Origin of the sequence: Massilia sp. UBA6681 (genome assembly GCF_002454935.1) — a bacterium.
GTDB classification, from domain to species: Bacteria; Pseudomonadota; Gammaproteobacteria; order Burkholderiales; family Burkholderiaceae_D; genus Telluria; species Telluria varians.
The window spans coordinates 77,615-92,104 of record NZ_DKJX01000069.1 but is presented as its reverse complement, the minus strand read 5'-3'; the positions used below and the strand labels follow the sequence as shown (position 1 = coordinate 92,104).

The following is a 14,490-nucleotide window of genomic DNA, read 5'->3' as shown; positions in this document are numbered from 1 at the left end:
ACGGCAAGGAAATAGCGATGCGGATGCCGCCCCTCGGGGCGGCATTTTTTTGTCAGAACAGCGCACCCTGCGGGCTGGTCAGCCGCGCAAAACTGTCGCCCAGAAAAGGCAGGATCGCGTCGGCGATCGGCTCGAGCTGCTTCGTCAGGTAGTGTTCGTAGTCGATGGCCGAGCGCCGCAGCTCCAGCGGTTCCGGCCCCGCCGTGGTCATCACGTAGCGGATCCAGCCGCCGCGCCGGTATTGCGCCGGCCGCCCCTGGGCGGTATGGAAATCGTCGGCCATGCGCGCCGCGCGCACGTGCGGAGGGACGTTGCGCTCGTATTCGTCAAGCGGCCGGCGCAGGCGCTTGCGGTAGACCAGCAGTTCGTCCAGTTCCCCGCGCAGCGTGCGCGCCACGTAGTCGGCCACCCAGGCCTCGTAAGGCTGGCCCTTGAACACGCGCAGGTAGAGCTCCTGCTGAAACTGCTGCGCCAGCGGCGACCAGTCGGTACGCACCGTCTCCAGCCCCTTGTACACCACCTCTTCGCTGCCGTCGGCGTTCAGCACCAGGCCGGCGTAGCGCTTCTTGCTGCCTTCGTCGGAGCCGCGCACGGTAGGCATCAGGAAGCGCGCGTAGTGGGTGTCGAATTCCAGCTCCAGGTGCGAGTCGAGGCCATATTCGGCCCGCAAGCGCTCGCGCCACCAGCCGTTGACCTGATCGACCAGCGCGCGCCCGATGCGCTCCGCATCCTCCTGCGCGTGCGGGCCGCCGAGCCAGACGAAGGTGGAGTCGGTGTCGCCGTAGATCACCCCGTAGCCCTGTTCCTCGATCAGCGCGCGGGTGCGGTGCATGATCTCGTGCCCGCGCATCGTGATCGAGGAGGCCAGGCGCGGATCGAAGAAGCGGCAGGCGGTGGTCCCGAGCACGCCGTAGAAGGCGTTCATGATGATCTTGAGCGACTGCGACAGCGGCGCGTTGCGCTCGCGCTTGGCCGCTTCGCGCCCTTCCCACACCTGGCGCACGATGCCCGGCAGGCAGTGGCGCGTGCGCGAGAAGCGGGCGCCGCGAAAACCCGGCACGGTGCGCTCCTCGGGTTCGGCCAGGCCGGCCACCAGGCCGACCGGATCGATCAGGAAAGTCCGGATGATCGACGGGTACAGGCTCTTGTAGTCGAGCACCACCACCGAGTCGTACAGGCCAGAGCGCGAATCCATCACGAAGCCGCCCGGGCTGTCCCCCGCCGCCACGTCGCCGATGTTGGGGGCCACGAAACCCTGGCGGTGCATCAGTGGCATGTAGCGGTGCTCGAAGGCGGCCACCGAGCCGCCGCTGCGGTCCACCGCCAGCCCGGTGACGCTGGCCCGCTCGAGCAGGAAGCGGACCAGCTCCGTCTTCTCGAAGATGCGGGTGACCAGTTCGCAGTCCTTCAGGTTGTAGAAGGCCAGCGCCGGCTTGTCCTCGGCGAACATGCGGTTGATCTCGTCCATCCGGCTGTAGGGGTTGTCGATCGCCTTGCCTTCGCCCAGCAGGCTTTGCGACACCGATTCGAGGCTGAACGAAGGAAAACTGTAAGTGGCCGAGCGCAGCGCCTCGATGCCGTCGATGACCAGGCGGCCCGCGATCGACACGAAGAAGTGTTCGGAACGCCCGTGCTCGCGGGTCTCGATGGCGCTGCCGTCGCGCCCCAGCCGCAAGGGGCGTCCCAGGCGTTCGGCCGCCTGCACCAGCATGCGCAGGTCGAACTGGATCACGTTCCAGCCGATGATCGCGTCCGGGTCGTGCACGCGGATCCATTCTTCGAGACGGTCGAGCAGCTCCGCACGGCTCACACAGTACTCCAGTGTGAAGTCCATTTCCCGTGGTGCCCCGTTGGGCTCGCCCAGCATGTAGACCTGGCGCTGGCCGCAGCCTTCCAGGCCGATGCAGTACAGTTCGCCGTGCTGGTTGGTCTCGATGTCGAGCGAGACCATGCGCAGCTGCGGACGATAATCGCCGTCCGGCTTGAGCTGGCCGTCGCGGATGAGGAGAGGATCGTCCGCATCCGGCGTGCCATGCACCAGCACCGGCGCCGTGATGAACCGCTCCATCAGGTAGCGCTCGGGCGGGCGCACGTCGGCCTCGTAGACGGGGACCCCGAACTCGCGCAGCCGCTTTTCCAGCCGCAGCAGCTGGCGGTACTGGCGGCAGTACAGGCCGAGGACGGGACGGTGGTGGAAGTCGCACAGCGACAGCTCGCGCAGTTCCCAGCCGCGCTTTTCGCCGTGCAGCGCAAGTTCCGCTGCTTCACGCTGTTCCAGTGGGAAGAAGGCGACCGGAGTCTGCGGCGCCAGGCGCACGCGGCGCGCCCCCCCTTCCGTAGCGACCCAGAATTCGACCTCGAGGCCGGCATCCAGGTCGCGCCAGTGGCGGGTCAGCAGGAAGCCCTGAATAGGTGTGGAATCCATGCCGGGGGCTAGCTGAAGCGCGCCAGCTCCGCTTCGCTGAAGCCCGCCTGGCGCCGCGCCTCGATGTTGAAGGGGCCTTTCAATACCGGCGCCTTGTACTGTACCGTCAGCTCGCCGTAGGTGGACACCGGCTCCAGGCCACGTAGTCCGCACAGGTGCAGGTACCAGCGGTTGCCGATCTCGACGTGCCCCACCTCATCATCCAGCAGCACGTCGAGGATGGCGGCGGCCTCCAGGTCGCCGGCCTGCGCCAGCTTGGCGCGCAGCGGCGGGATCGCATCGAGCGCGCGCGCTTCCAGCGTACGCGGCACCAGCGCCATGCGCGCCAGCACGTCGTCGCGGGTCTTTTCGACCATCTCCCACAGGCTGTCGTGGCCCGGGAAGTCGCCGTAGCCGTAGCCGAGCTTGGCCAGGTGGCCGCACAGCATGTCGAAATGCAGCGCTTCTTCGCCCGCCACGCGCAACCAGTCGGTGTAGTAGTCCTGAGGCATGCCCGGGAAGCGCCACAGCGCGTCGAGGGCCAGGTTGACCGCGTTGAATTCGATGTGGGCAAGCGCATGGATCAGCATGGCGCGTCCCTCCACGGTCGCCATCGAGCGGCGGCCGACCAGCCGCGGCGGCACCAGTTCGGGCCGCGCCGGGCGGCCGGGGATGCCCGCGGGCGCATCCAGGGCGGCGTCGGCGTCGACGCGCCAGTCGCCAAGCCGGTGCGCGGCGCGCATCGCCGCGACGCCCGCGCTCTTGGCGGCGGGATCGGTCTCGAGCAGGGATTGCAGAGCGCATGCGCGTAGCTCCAGCGGTTGCGCCATCATCAAGCCTTGGGTAAATCGAAAAGCGTTAGTGTACCAAAGCCGCCGGGCCGTCATTGGCTGGGTTACCATGATGGCATCGCCATCGACCCGGGTCCCCCATGCGCCACGAGCACCCTGCCCTCCTGATCATCGACATGCAGCAATGCATGGCCAGCCCGGATGCGGGCGCGCGAAATAACCCGCAGGCCGAGGCCAACATCGATACGCTGCTGGACGCATGGCGCGCACGCGCGGCACCGGTGGTGCACGTGCGCCACATCTCGCGCACACCGGGCTCGGGCTTCGCTCCCGGGCAGCCGGGCGCCGCCTTCCAGCCGGTGTTCGCGCCGCGCCAGGGCGAGCACGTGGTCGAGAAAAACGTCCCGGACGCCTTCATTCTCACGGGGCTGGAACGCTGGCTGCGGGTGCGCGGCATCGAGCGCCTGGTGGTGGCGGGCGTCAGCACCAACATCTCGGTCGAATGCAGCGTGCGCAGCGCCGGCAATCTCGGCTTTCAGGTGAGCGTGGCGGCAGACGCCTGCTTCACCTTCGCCCGCCACGACCATGCCGGTGCGCTGCGCAGCGCCGACGAGGTGCATGCGATGTCGCTGGCGAACCTGGCGGGAGAGTACGCAAGCATCGTGACGACCGCCGACGCCCTGCGTCTGCTCGACTGAGTCTCCCGAGCCACACTCTACCCGTTTGACATTGTGGCAAGCTGCTCAGGCTTGCTACACTGACCGGCCGGACGTTCCGTCCATCGCCAGGCCCACCGCAAAGGAAGCGTGCCATGTTCGCCCGTCCTGACCTGCAGTCCCGCCTCATCCTCACCACGTCCGCCTTTACCGCCGAAGTCCTCCACCTCGGCTGGGAATACAGCCACGGCGGCGTCCCGGCCCACCACCTGCTGAACAACCCGGAACTGCCCGCCGTCTCCAACTGGTGGGGGTTGCTGGTCGCGCCACTGCTGGTCTGGTTCCTGGTGGGACGCATCCAGCGCCGCGCCGCCACCCTGTTGCAGATGGGGAGCCGGGAGCGTTTCCGCACCCTCGCCCGGGCCCGCTTCGCCGTCGCCTTGCTGTGGGCCGGGGCCTTGGCGCTGGCCTTCACGCTCGGGCACCCGGCCGTGACCTGGATCTTCTTCGGCGCCTTTGCCGCGGCCGTGTGTGCGGGCGCCTGGCGTGCCGAATACGTGCTCGGTTTCGCGCTGGGCATGAGCCTCACCTTCGGCGCCGTGCTGCCGGTGCTGGTGGCCTCGGTCATCGCGGCCTGCGCGTTTGCCGTGCACCTGGTGTGTGGCGCCGTGCTGCGGCTGGCGCGCGGCGAGCGGGTGCGCGGGGCTGGCCTGCCCTAGTCCGATGTGTTGCCGAACAAGGCTTGACACCGTGGGACAGCACCCCTTCAAGACCCTGGTCTACTCGATATGATCCTTGGGCGGGCGACTCATCTCAAGCAAATTTACGATCGCCAGCCAAACGAATCCCACACAACTGGCCAGCCAGAACGCGACGCACGCCCAGTATGTTTTCGGGGACGCCGCGCGAACCATCAGCAAGAATTCTGTCTTTTTCGGGAACGCTACCGTACCTTCGAGGACGCCGTTAATCCCGTGGTATCCCGCTACGCCTGCCAGGACAAATATCGCGAGCACACAAAGAAACTGGAAGGGTCGTCTCATTTCCATCAGTCCAAGCTCATTTGCAGTTAAGGGCACGGCGCCGCATCGCTCTGTTCTGAACTCGTCATGTCAAACGAACCAGGCCACGACTGAGCGCAAAGGCCTTGATTCGTCCTTCTATCCCGTCAGGGTCTTGCCAAAACTGCTGGTCAAGCCGGTTCAGACGCTCCTGGAGCGAGTCACTTTCGGCACCGATCAGTATTGTGCGCCGCATAATGGTCTCGATGAGAACGACGGCAAATCCGAAAATCGCCTGTTTTGCAGCTCAATCGATGCCCGCAACACACTGCTTAAACCACAGCAGCGCTGAACGGCTCAGGCCGCCGCGCAAGCAGATGAGACAGCCGCTGCAGGCCCGCCTGCAGGCGTCCACGGTCCTGGATGCTGCCCAGGGAAATCCGGATCGCATTCACCGGTCCGCTGCCGCTTGCAAATGCCTCCGCCGGCGTGACCGCGATGCCCTCGCTGTCGGCCGCACGCGCGAGCTGCGAGGAGTTCCAGTACGCCGGCAGTTCGAGCCATACGTGCAGGCCGTCGCCGGCGCCGCTGTAGCGCCCCGCAAGAATATCGCGCGCCATCCGGTGGCGCAGGCGCGCTTCCTTGTGCACGCCTGCCAATAATGCGTCGGCCGAACCGTCGAGGATCCACTGGGTGGCCAGCGCTGCGCTCAAGGGGGCAACCATCAGCGCAAACGACCTGAGCGCGGCCAGGAAGCGTTCCCGCAATTGCCGATCGCGTACCAGCACGAAAGCGACACGCAGGCCGGGCGTCAGGCATTTCGACAGGGTCGAGATGTAGACCACCTGCTCCGGAGCAAGCGTGGCGATCGGCGGCGGTGGAGCATCGGCGAGCAGCCAGTAGGGATCGTCCTCGACGATGCGTAGCTTGCAGCGTTGCGCGACGCCGGCGAGCTCCTTGCGCCGGCGTTCCGGCATCGTGGCGGTGGTCGGGTTCTGTAAAGTCGGATTGAGGTAGACCAGCCCAGGCTTGTGCTGGCGGCAGGCTCCCTCGAGCATCTCGGGCAGCATCCCGTGCTGGTCCGCTTCCACCGCAATGAGGCGCCGGCCGAACTGCGTCGCTGCGGCGCGCAGGCCGGGATAGGTCATGGGCTCCGCCAGGATGACATCGCCGGGCTCCGTCAGCGCAAGGATCAATGCGGCAATCGCCGCTTGCGCGCCCGGACAGACGACCAGCTGCCCCGAATCCAGCGTTCCGAACATGGGCTCGAGCCATGCGGCGCCAGCCTTGCGGTCGGAGTCGCTTCCCCCGCCCAGGTGGTAGGTCATCAGCGATGCATTGTCCGCCCGCATCAGCACTTGCGACAGACCTTGCTTTAACAGCTCGCCGAAATCCACGCCATCGGGCGGCGGCGGGGTATTCATGCTCAGGTCGAGGACCGCTGTCAGTTCGACTTTCGGCGCTGCGACATAGGTGCCGCGCGCGCCGCGTCCTTCCAGCAGGTGACGGCGCCTGGCTTCGTCGTAGGCGCGCGTGACCGTCGTCAGGTCGATGTCCAGCTGCGCCGCCAACTGGCGCTGGGGAGGCAGACGGTCGCCCGGTTTCAACGATCCATCGGCCACCGCCGCCTGCAGGGCGTCCGCGATCTGCAGGAAACGTGGCCCTTTGTTTCCGGCCAGGCGCGGCAGCCAGGATGGCGAAACTTCATCTTGTATGGATCTCAACTGGGACATTTTGTCTCAATGTATGGATATTGTTTTTAAGTAGAATGCCTCAGAACGTGCCGCAACACCATCCTTGCATGGCAGTCGCCGCGCTTTTTTCTCCTCTCTCATCACTATTCGGCAATGAAGCGCCGGATGCACCCGCTCAAAAATATGGAATGGACCCCAGTAGTATTCTATGTATTCAAGTTTGTCGTGTTAGGCATCGGCATGTTCTACGCCGTCAAGTGGCATTACGATCAAGGGGAAAAGAACCAGGACAAGCAGCAGGAAAAGCGCGCGGTGCTGCGCGCCGCCGGCAAGCTGGCGGTCCTGTTCCTGGTGCTGCTCCTCATCCTGGGCCTGGCCACCTTCTTCCTTGCCAGGACGCTCGGCCTGGACCTGAGCATGCCTTGAGGGCGTGCAGGCGCCGCCCTACATCTGGCGGAACAGGTGGGCGTACACCGGACTCACGCGCGGCTTCTCGGGCCGGTTGCGCAGGTTGAGCATCACCTTGCCCATCGAATCGCGCCCGGCGCTGGCCACGCAGCCCAGGTTCACCACGGTGCTGCGATTGACCTGGCGGAAGGTGTCCGGGTCGAGCTGAGGCAGCAGTTCCTTGAGCGGCACCCGGATCAGCGCCTCGCTCTCCGCCGTGACCACGTTCACATACTTGTCGGTGGCCTGGAAGTACACCACATCGGCCACCGGAATCATGCGCACCATGTTGCCGACCGCCGCGCGCACGATCGTCAAGCGTTCCGGAGCCGGGGCGGCCGGCATCAGCGCCTGCAGCCGACCGACCAGATCGGCGAGCGGATCGCCCCCGTCCTCTGCCTGCCGTCGCCCCAGCAGGCCCTGCAGGCGCTCGACCGTGCGGGCCAGGCGCGCCTCGTTCACCGGTTTCAGCACATAGTCGGCCGCCGCCTGCTCGAAGGCCTGCACCGCGTAATCGTCGTAGGCGGTCACGAACACGACGTGCGGGAACGGCCCTGAGCCGTCCCAGCGCTCGGCCAGTTCCTCGGCCGCGTCGATGCCGGTCTGGCCGGGCATCTTGATGTCCATGAACAGCACGTCGGGCCGGGTCGCCAGTGCCTGCTCCACCGCGGCCACGCCGTTCGGGGCGGTCGCGACGATCTCCAGTTCGGGCCACAGCTTGCTCAAGAGGCGGGCCAGGGTCGCCGCGAGGATCGGTTCGTCTTCTGCAATCAGGGCGCGGATGCTCATGCGGTCTCCAAAGGTAAAGTAAGGCGGACAAGGGTGCCTTGCGGCTGTGCCGGCGTGATCAGGACGCCTGCGCGTTCGCCGTACAGCACGCGCAGGCGTTCGCGAGTAGTGGCGACGCCGACCCCGCCGCCGCCGCGGCTGGACTGGCCGAGGCCCAGGCCGGTATCGAGGATGCGCAGGTCGAGCAGGCCGTCGCGCGCCTCGGCGGCGATCCGGACTTCGCCGCCCTCGATCTTCGGTTCGAGTCCATGCACGATCGCGTTCTCGACCAGGGGCTGCAGCAGCATCGGCGGCAGTTTCGCCGCGCGCAGCGCGGGCGGCAGCTCCAGCCGGTAGGACAGGCGCTCGCCCATGCGCACCTGCATCAGGCCGAGATAGGCGTCCATGGCGGCGAATTCATCGGCCAGCGTGGTGCTTTCCGAGCGCGCGGCGCCCAGCGTGGCGCGCAGGTACTGGATCAGCTGGTCGAGCATGGTGTTGGCGCGGTCCGGGTCGATCGCGATCAGTCCCTGCAGGTTGGCCAGCGTATTGAACAGCATGTGCGGTTCGATCTGGGCCTGCAGCAGGCGCAGCTGTGCCTGCAGGGCCTGGCGTTCGACGGTTTCGGCACGCAGGCGCGCCGCGTGGTGTTGCTGCTCGGCCCGCCGCAGCCCCTCGCGGTGCGCCGCCAGCACCATGCCCGCGCACAGCAGCAGGAAGGTCAAGGCGGCCAGGCTCAGGCGCGGCAGCGTGGCGTAGCCGGCCAGGTCGGGAGGATTGTGCTCGAGCAGGCGGCCGATCACCTGCACGCCGCTGAAGTGGGCCAGCGGCGCCGCCAGGGCCGCAACGCCCGCCAGCGCCAGCCACTGGCGCCGGTCCTGCAATGGCCCCGGCCAGAACAGCAGGCGCGCCGTGTCGACGATGGCAAAGCCCAGCACCGAGATGAAGCAGGAGTACGCGAGCTGTTCGTACAAGGTTTCGGGCCGCCCAACCACCAGCGTGATGATCACCGCCGCCAGCACGCCGAACACGACGGCCATCCGGAGGTCGCGCAGCAGCCTGGCGCCAAAGCTGTCCGGCGGGGCCGCCGGCGCCGGCGCAAGGGAAAGGATGGAGCTGGTCATGCGGCCTCGCTTCGATGCGTTATCAGGATGACCAGCATTCTGCCCAGCCGATGCCGTCTCGGCAAGACGGGAGCGACGAACCCGCATTTCGATACCGTGAACCGGCTTGCCGGTCGACCGGATTGTCGCCTGCCCCCCGCGAAATGGTCCTGGGGATATGTCACCAGCGCCTCCTTTCCTGTAGGATAGCGCCTTTGCTCGGTACAGCCCAGCCGGCTTTTACCCCGCAGCTCATCAATACGATAACCAGTGTCGCGAACCGGCCCAGCCCGGCTCGCCGGGAGTGTATGGAACGATCCCCGCACGCGCGCAAGATGAAGATGACGCGCAGCCGTACCGCCATTGCCTGCGCCGCCGTGGTGCTGGCCATCGCCTGCGCCGAGACGGTGCGCTGGAGCCGCGCCCGGGCCGCCGCCGCCCCTTCCACGGTGCAGGCCGTGGTGCCGGGACGGGTGGCCCTGTCCGAACTGTCGCGCTCCCTGATCCCGATGCCGCGCAATACGCCCTCGGCCCATGCCAGCGCGATGGCGACGCTGCCCGGCGACCGCATGATCACCTTCTGGTGGGCCGGCAGCCGCGAAAGCGGACCGGACGTCAAGGTCTATGCCTCGCAATGGCAGAACGGCAAATGGGGCGAGCCCTGGATGGTCGCCAGCCGCGAAACGCTCGGCAAGGCCCTCGGCTTCGGCGTGCGCCGCATCGGCAACCCGGTGGCCTGGACCGGTCCGGACGGCCAGATCCACCTGTACGTGGTCGCCACCGGCCTGGGCGGATGGGCGGCGTCGCGCGTGGCGCACCTGGTCTCCGTCGATGAAGGGGCCAGCTTCGCCATGAAGCGCGTGCTGCCGATGTCGCCTCTGTTCAATACCAGCGTGCTGGTGCGCACCAACGCGGTGGGACTGGTCGACGGCGGCTGGTGGCTGCCGGTGTATTTCGAGATCGGCATCAAGTACCCGATGATGATGGCCTTCGGCCCGGACGGCGAGCCCACCGGCCTGGGGCGCATCGGCACCCGCACCACCACGCTGCAGCCGGCCATCGTCCCGGTGTCCACTACCGAGGTGCGCGCCTGGATGCGCGACGCCAGCGACGAGCGCCGCGTGCAGCATGCGCGCAGCCGCGACGGCGGCGCCAGCTGGGAAGACCTGCCGGCCCTGGACCTGAACAACGAGAACACCTCGATGGCGGTGCTGCGCCTGGCCAACGGCGAATTCCTGATGCTGCACAACCATATCGCCCCCGGCGGCGGCTCGCGCAGCCTGCTGCGCCTGTCGCTCTCGAAAGACGGCCACACCTGGCGCACCGTGGCCGACGTGGCCAGCGGCGGCAAGGGTGACGAGTTTTCCTATCCCACCATGCAGCAGGTCGGCCGCGAACTGCACATCACGTATACCTTCCAGCGCCAGGCGATCGCGCATCACCGGTACCGGATCAGCATTGGAGAGACCATCTAGTGACCCTGCCCGATCTTTCGCTGCAATTCGTGTATGCCCGCCTGGCGTGGGCACTGGTGCTGGCCGCCATCCTGGTCGGCCTGTGGCCCGCGTCCTGGCGCCTGCCGCGGCGCGCGCTGGGCGCGACCCTGGCAGCCTGCCTGCTACTGATGGCCCTGCCGGGCGCCGCCTCGCCGGCCTGGCACCTGGGCCTGGCCTTCCAGTATCCGAGCGCCCTGCTGGCCGGCCTGTGCCTGCTCAAGCTGCATGCGCGCTGGCGCAATGCTTCCGGTCCGGTCCCGGCCGCGCTGCCGGTGCCGCTGGCGGCGGCGCTCGCCGTGACCGGCCTGCTGCTCTACCTCGACGCCTTCGGCCTGATAGCGGGCGGCTATTATTACGCCGGCTTCGGCGGACGCGCGGCGCTGGGCGCGGTGCTGCTGGCCGCCATCTGCGCGCTGGCCGCCACGCGCGGCCGCTTCCCCCTGCAAACCGCCGCGATCCTGGGCGCCCTGGCCCTGTTCTCGTTCGCGCGCCTGCCGAGCGGGAACCTGTGGGATGCGCTGCTCGACCCGCTGCTGTGGGGCTGGGCCCTGGTCACCCTGCTGGGCGCAGCCCTGCGCGTCCTGCTGCGCGCCCGCGCGCACCGAGCGCTGGCCAGCGCGGAAGCGGAGCTGCCGGTGCTGCATCCTGCCGGCGCCGAACCGATTTCATCAATGAAGGAGTAGTCTGTGGCAAACAAGAAGTGGTATCTCCATCCCGTCATCGCCACCGGGATCGTCATCAACGCATTCGTGCTGCTGCTCGCGGTTGCCCTGGCGGGCAACCCGGCCAGCATGGACCGCCTTCTGGTGGAAGACGGCATCGTCGAATGGATGCAGTTCCTGTGCTTCATGGCGCTGGCCGGCCTGCTCGGCTTCGCGTTCTTCGAACGCCTCAAGCGCAGCGACCGCGGCGTCATGGAATTGCTGACCCTGGGCGGCCTGAGTCTGCTGTGCGCGCTGGCGGCAATGGAAGAGATCAGCTGGTTCCAGCGCATCCTGAACATCCAGTCCTCGGAATTCTTCCTGCAGAATAACCGCCAGGGCGAGACCAACATCCACAACCTGGCAATGGGCGACGGCAGCCTGCACAAGAACGTGCTGCTCAAGCTGATCTTCATCACCGGCATCACGCACAACCTGATCCTGCCGCTGGTGGCGCGCTTCAAGCCGGGCGTACAGGACTGGGTCGAGAAGATGGGCCTGTACCTGCCGCCGCTGTCGGCCTCGGTGCCCTACCTGGTGCTGGTGGCGCTGTCGCACCTGCTGGTCGACCATCCGCGCAAGGGCGAGCTGGGCGAGATGTTCGGCGCGGTCCACTACATGGCGACCGTGTTCGGCGCCTATTTCGTGGGCGTGGCATACAAGCGCGCACCGCTGTTCGAGAACCCGGCCGACATGCGCCGCGTGTCGACGCTGTTCGCGCTGTGGATGCTGTTCCTGTTGATGAACGGCTGGATGCTGAGCGCCGGCGCCGGCGCCATGGTCGGCTGATCAGTCTCATTGGCCGGGCGGCATCGCCGCCCGGCCAGCCACGGCTCAGAAGCCGTAGTTCATGCGGGCGTAGATGAAGCGCCCTGCCCGTCCGAACGGCGCATAGTTCGCGAACGGGGTGTTGCCTGTGGTGTTCAGCGCCGGCGGCTGGGTCTCCGGATACTGGTCGAACAGGTTGTCCGCACCCAAAGCCAGGCTCAGTTTCGGCGTGAACGCGTAGCGCGCTTCGATGTCCACCAGGGTCTTCGGATCCATCCAGAAGTCCAGCGCCGCGGTGGTCCCCGGCGACAGCACCTTGCCGTAGCGGGTCGCACGGAAGGTCGCGCCCCACTGGCCCAGTTTCCAGTTCACGTTCGCGCTCAGCTTGTTCTCCGGCTGGCCCTTCTCCAGCGACAGCACGTTCAGGCGGTCGAACAGCACCGGCGCCGGGTTCAGGGCGCTCAGCTGCGCCGTGACCGGCACCTTGGTCACCTCCGTATCGGTGAAGTTGCCGGCCACCGTGAAGTCGAAGTTGCCGGCATTGGCGGTCTTCATCGGCCAGCTCACCACCACGTCCACGCCCTGGGTGCGGGTATCGACGCCGTTGATGAAGAAGCGCCCGCCGCCCACGCCCGTGATCCCCTGCGAGATGATGTAGTTGCGTACGTTCGCCTGGGTCAGGTTCTCGGACAGGATGATGCGGTCCTCGATGTCGATGCGGTAGGCGTCGATCGTGATACTGAACGGATCGAAGCGCATCACCGCGCCCAGCGAAGCGTTCACCGATTTTTCCGCTTCGAGCGGCTTGGCGCCCAGCGCCACGGCCACCCGGTCGGTCGGGCGGAAGGTGGTGATCTCGAAGGGCACGCCGTTGATGAAGTTGGTGGAGGTCGCGGTGAAGTTCTGCTGCTGCGGCGAGGGCGCGCGGAAGCCGTTCTGGATGGCGCCGCGCAGGGCGAAGGCCTTGCTGAAGTCGTAGCGGCCGGAGAGCTTGCCGGCCAGGCTGTTGCCGAAGTCGGTGTAGTGCTCGCCGCGCACCGCCACCGAGGCCAGCAACTGGGGCGTGATGTTCGCTTCCAGGTCGACGAAAGCGCCGATCGCGCTGCGGTGCGCATCGACCTCGTTGGACGGGCGGAAGCCCGGGAACACCTGGGCGCCGGGCGCGGCCGGGGTGCCGTTCGGCAGGATCTCGGGGCCGGCGCGCCAGGAATCCGGCTCGCCCGCGAACAGCTCGTAACCTTCGCGGCGCGCTTCAAGGCCGAGCGCGACGTTCAGCGGCGAAGCGAAGCTGGGCACCTCCAGCGTGCGCACGCCGGTCAGGTTGAACACCAGCTGGTCATAGGCATAGCCGCCGGCATAGAAAGTACGCTTGCTGCTCGGGCCGATCGAGCGGTTCAGCGTGTTCTCGATGTCGTACTCCATCTTGTTCCTGCCGTAGCCGAGCGAGGCGTCCATGTCCCAGCTGCCGGCCTGCCAGGTGACGCCCCCTAGGGCGGAGAAGTCGTTCACGGTCGGCGCGATGATCGGCAGGAAGCCGTCAGGATAGATCGAGGGGATGTTGCGCGCATCCTGGGCCGGGCGGAAGAAGCCGCCCGAGCGCGCGAAGCGGTTCTGGTAGCTCGCCCAGCCGTACAGCTTGACGCCGCCGCCCAGGTCGTTGCCGGCATTGGCGAAAAAGGTCACCTGCTCCATCTCCGGCTCGCCGTACCAGGCGTTGAAGCGGTTGATGGTGAGTTCGCGCGGATCGAAAGCGCCACCCGCCAGGCGCGGGTACTGCTGGCGCATGTCGTAGCCGCTGCGCTCGGTGCGCTCCTGCTTCTTGTATTCGCCGGCGAGCGTGAGGTGGCCGGTCTCGCCCAGGGCCAGGCCTTTCCAGATGCTGACGGTGCCGGTCTGGCCGTCGGTGCGTTCGCGTTTGGCGGGCGCGGTCCAGGTGGCGCCGGCGGGGGCGACGTCGTTCCACAGCTCGTATTCGGTCTTGCGCGCGCCGTAGGTGACGCTCGCTTCGCCGCCTTCGCGGTCGGTGCGCAGGCGCAGGTTGACCACGCCCGAGATGGCGTCCGACCCGTACTGGGCGGCGGCGCCGTCGCGCAGCACCTCGACGCTTTTCACGATCGCGGTCGGAATGGTGTTCATGTCCACCGCCGCCGAGCCGCGGCCGATCGAGCCGTTCACGTTCACCAGCGAGGAGGCGTGGCGGCGCTTCGAGTTCACCAGCACCAGGGTCTGGTCGGGCGCCATGCCGCGCAGGGTGGCGGGACGGATGGTGTCGGTGCCGTCGGTGATGGCCGGACGCGGGAAGTTCAGCGAAGGCAGCGCGATCGACAGGGCCTGGTTCATTTCGGTGGTGCCGACGTTCTTCAGCGTCTCCGACGAGATGATGTCGACCGGCGCGGCGGTATCCAGGGCGGTACGGTTGGCCACGCGGGTGCCGGTGACCACCACCGTGGCGGCAGTCGCCGGGTCGCTTGCCGCGGGCGTTCCCGTCGCGGCGTCCTGCGCGTGGGCGCCGGTGAACAAGGAAGCGATGGCAAGGGCCAGGACCGTCTTTTTGGTGTCGTGTTTCTGCATCTTGGGTTTTCCTCTTGTTATAGGTTCTTACCGCGCCGGGACCAGGCGCCGCTTATTGCTTGTTCGATACTGCTGGGCACACAATAGGAT

General features: G+C 67.2%; 13 protein-coding genes. 7 read left to right on the top strand and 6 right to left on the bottom strand.

Features of this window, described 5'->3' with window-relative positions; all coding sequences use genetic code 11:
• Nucleotides 1-52 precede the first annotated feature (52 nt).
• Entirely contained in the window at nucleotides 53-2,425 is a 2,373-nt protein-coding gene (locus tag B2R83_RS11295; RefSeq protein ID WP_292041195.1) for a DNA polymerase II, read from the bottom strand.
• A gap of 8 nt (nucleotides 2,426-2,433) precedes the next feature.
• A complete protein-coding gene (locus tag B2R83_RS11290) occupies nucleotides 2,434-3,234 on the bottom strand; it encodes a ferritin-like domain-containing protein (protein ID WP_292041193.1) in 801 nt (266 codons plus the stop codon).
• A gap of 101 nt (nucleotides 3,235-3,335) precedes the next feature.
• On the opposite strand from B2R83_RS11290, the gene B2R83_RS11285 reads away from it, so the two are divergent.
• From B2R83_RS11285 to B2R83_RS11275, 3 genes are all read left to right on the top strand, one after another.
• The gene (locus B2R83_RS11285; RefSeq protein ID WP_292041190.1) at nucleotides 3,336-3,893 is read left to right on the top strand and encodes a cysteine hydrolase family protein; all 558 of its coding nucleotides are present in this window, start codon (nucleotides 3,336-3,338) and stop codon (nucleotides 3,891-3,893) included.
• Nucleotides 3,894-4,006: 113 nt separating this feature from the next.
• The gene (locus B2R83_RS11280; RefSeq protein ID WP_292041188.1) at nucleotides 4,007-4,570 is read left to right on the top strand and encodes a hypothetical protein; all 564 of its coding nucleotides are present in this window, start codon (nucleotides 4,007-4,009) and stop codon (nucleotides 4,568-4,570) included.
• Between the two features lie 76 nt (nucleotides 4,571-4,646).
• Nucleotides 4,647-5,204: a hypothetical protein gene (locus B2R83_RS11275; protein WP_292041186.1), complete on the top strand. Its 558-nt coding sequence runs from the start codon at nucleotides 4,647-4,649 to the stop codon at nucleotides 5,202-5,204.
• Here B2R83_RS11275 and B2R83_RS11270 read toward each other — a convergent pair.
• The gene (locus B2R83_RS11270) at nucleotides 5,185-6,585 is read right to left on the bottom strand and encodes a PLP-dependent aminotransferase family protein (protein WP_292041184.1); all 1,401 of its coding nucleotides are present in this window, start codon (nucleotides 6,583-6,585) and stop codon (nucleotides 5,185-5,187) included. The two genes, B2R83_RS11275 and B2R83_RS11270, sit on opposite strands and share 20 nt — an antisense overlap.
• A gap of 201 nt (nucleotides 6,586-6,786) precedes the next feature.
• Between B2R83_RS11270 and B2R83_RS11265 the strand changes: the two genes are divergently transcribed.
• Nucleotides 6,787-6,972 (top strand): hypothetical protein, encoded by a 186-nt coding sequence (locus B2R83_RS11265; protein ID WP_307189241.1) that lies wholly within the window; start codon nucleotides 6,787-6,789, stop codon nucleotides 6,970-6,972.
• 18 nt (nucleotides 6,973-6,990) lie between these two features.
• Here B2R83_RS11265 and B2R83_RS11260 read toward each other — a convergent pair whose 3' ends face one another.
• Nucleotides 6,991-7,782, bottom strand: a complete 792-nt coding sequence (locus tag B2R83_RS11260) for a LytR/AlgR family response regulator transcription factor (protein ID WP_292041183.1) — start codon at nucleotides 7,780-7,782, stop codon at nucleotides 6,991-6,993.
• Nucleotides 7,779-8,885, bottom strand: coding sequence for a sensor histidine kinase (locus tag B2R83_RS11255; protein ID WP_292041181.1), 1,107 nt, complete (start codon nucleotides 8,883-8,885; stop codon nucleotides 7,779-7,781). Before B2R83_RS11255 ends, B2R83_RS11260 begins: the two co-directional genes overlap by 4 nt.
• Before the next feature lie 287 nt (nucleotides 8,886-9,172).
• On the opposite strand from B2R83_RS11255, the gene B2R83_RS11250 reads away from it, so the two are divergent.
• Genes B2R83_RS11250 through B2R83_RS11240 form a run of 3 tightly spaced genes read left to right on the top strand, consistent with a single transcriptional unit; the run spans nucleotide 9,173 to nucleotide 11,850 of the window.
• Nucleotides 9,173-10,339 carry an exo-alpha-sialidase gene (locus B2R83_RS11250; RefSeq protein ID WP_292041179.1) on the top strand — a complete coding sequence of 389 codons (1,167 nt, stop codon included), beginning with the start codon at nucleotides 9,173-9,175 and terminating at the stop codon, nucleotides 10,337-10,339.
• Nucleotides 10,339-11,043, top strand: coding sequence for a hypothetical protein (locus B2R83_RS11245; protein ID WP_292041177.1), 705 nt, complete (start codon nucleotides 10,339-10,341; stop codon nucleotides 11,041-11,043). The genes B2R83_RS11250 and B2R83_RS11245 overlap by 1 nt, the downstream gene beginning before the upstream one ends.
• 3 nt (nucleotides 11,044-11,046) lie before the next feature.
• A complete protein-coding gene (locus B2R83_RS11240) occupies nucleotides 11,047-11,850 on the top strand; it encodes a hypothetical protein (protein WP_209586514.1) in 804 nt (267 codons plus the stop codon).
• A 45-nt stretch (nucleotides 11,851-11,895) separates the two neighbouring features.
• Here B2R83_RS11240 and B2R83_RS11235 read toward each other — a convergent pair whose 3' ends face one another.
• The gene (locus B2R83_RS11235; protein ID WP_292041174.1) at nucleotides 11,896-14,400 is read right to left on the bottom strand and encodes a TonB-dependent receptor plug domain-containing protein; all 2,505 of its coding nucleotides are present in this window, start codon (nucleotides 14,398-14,400) and stop codon (nucleotides 11,896-11,898) included.
• Nucleotides 14,401-14,490 lie beyond the last annotated feature (90 nt).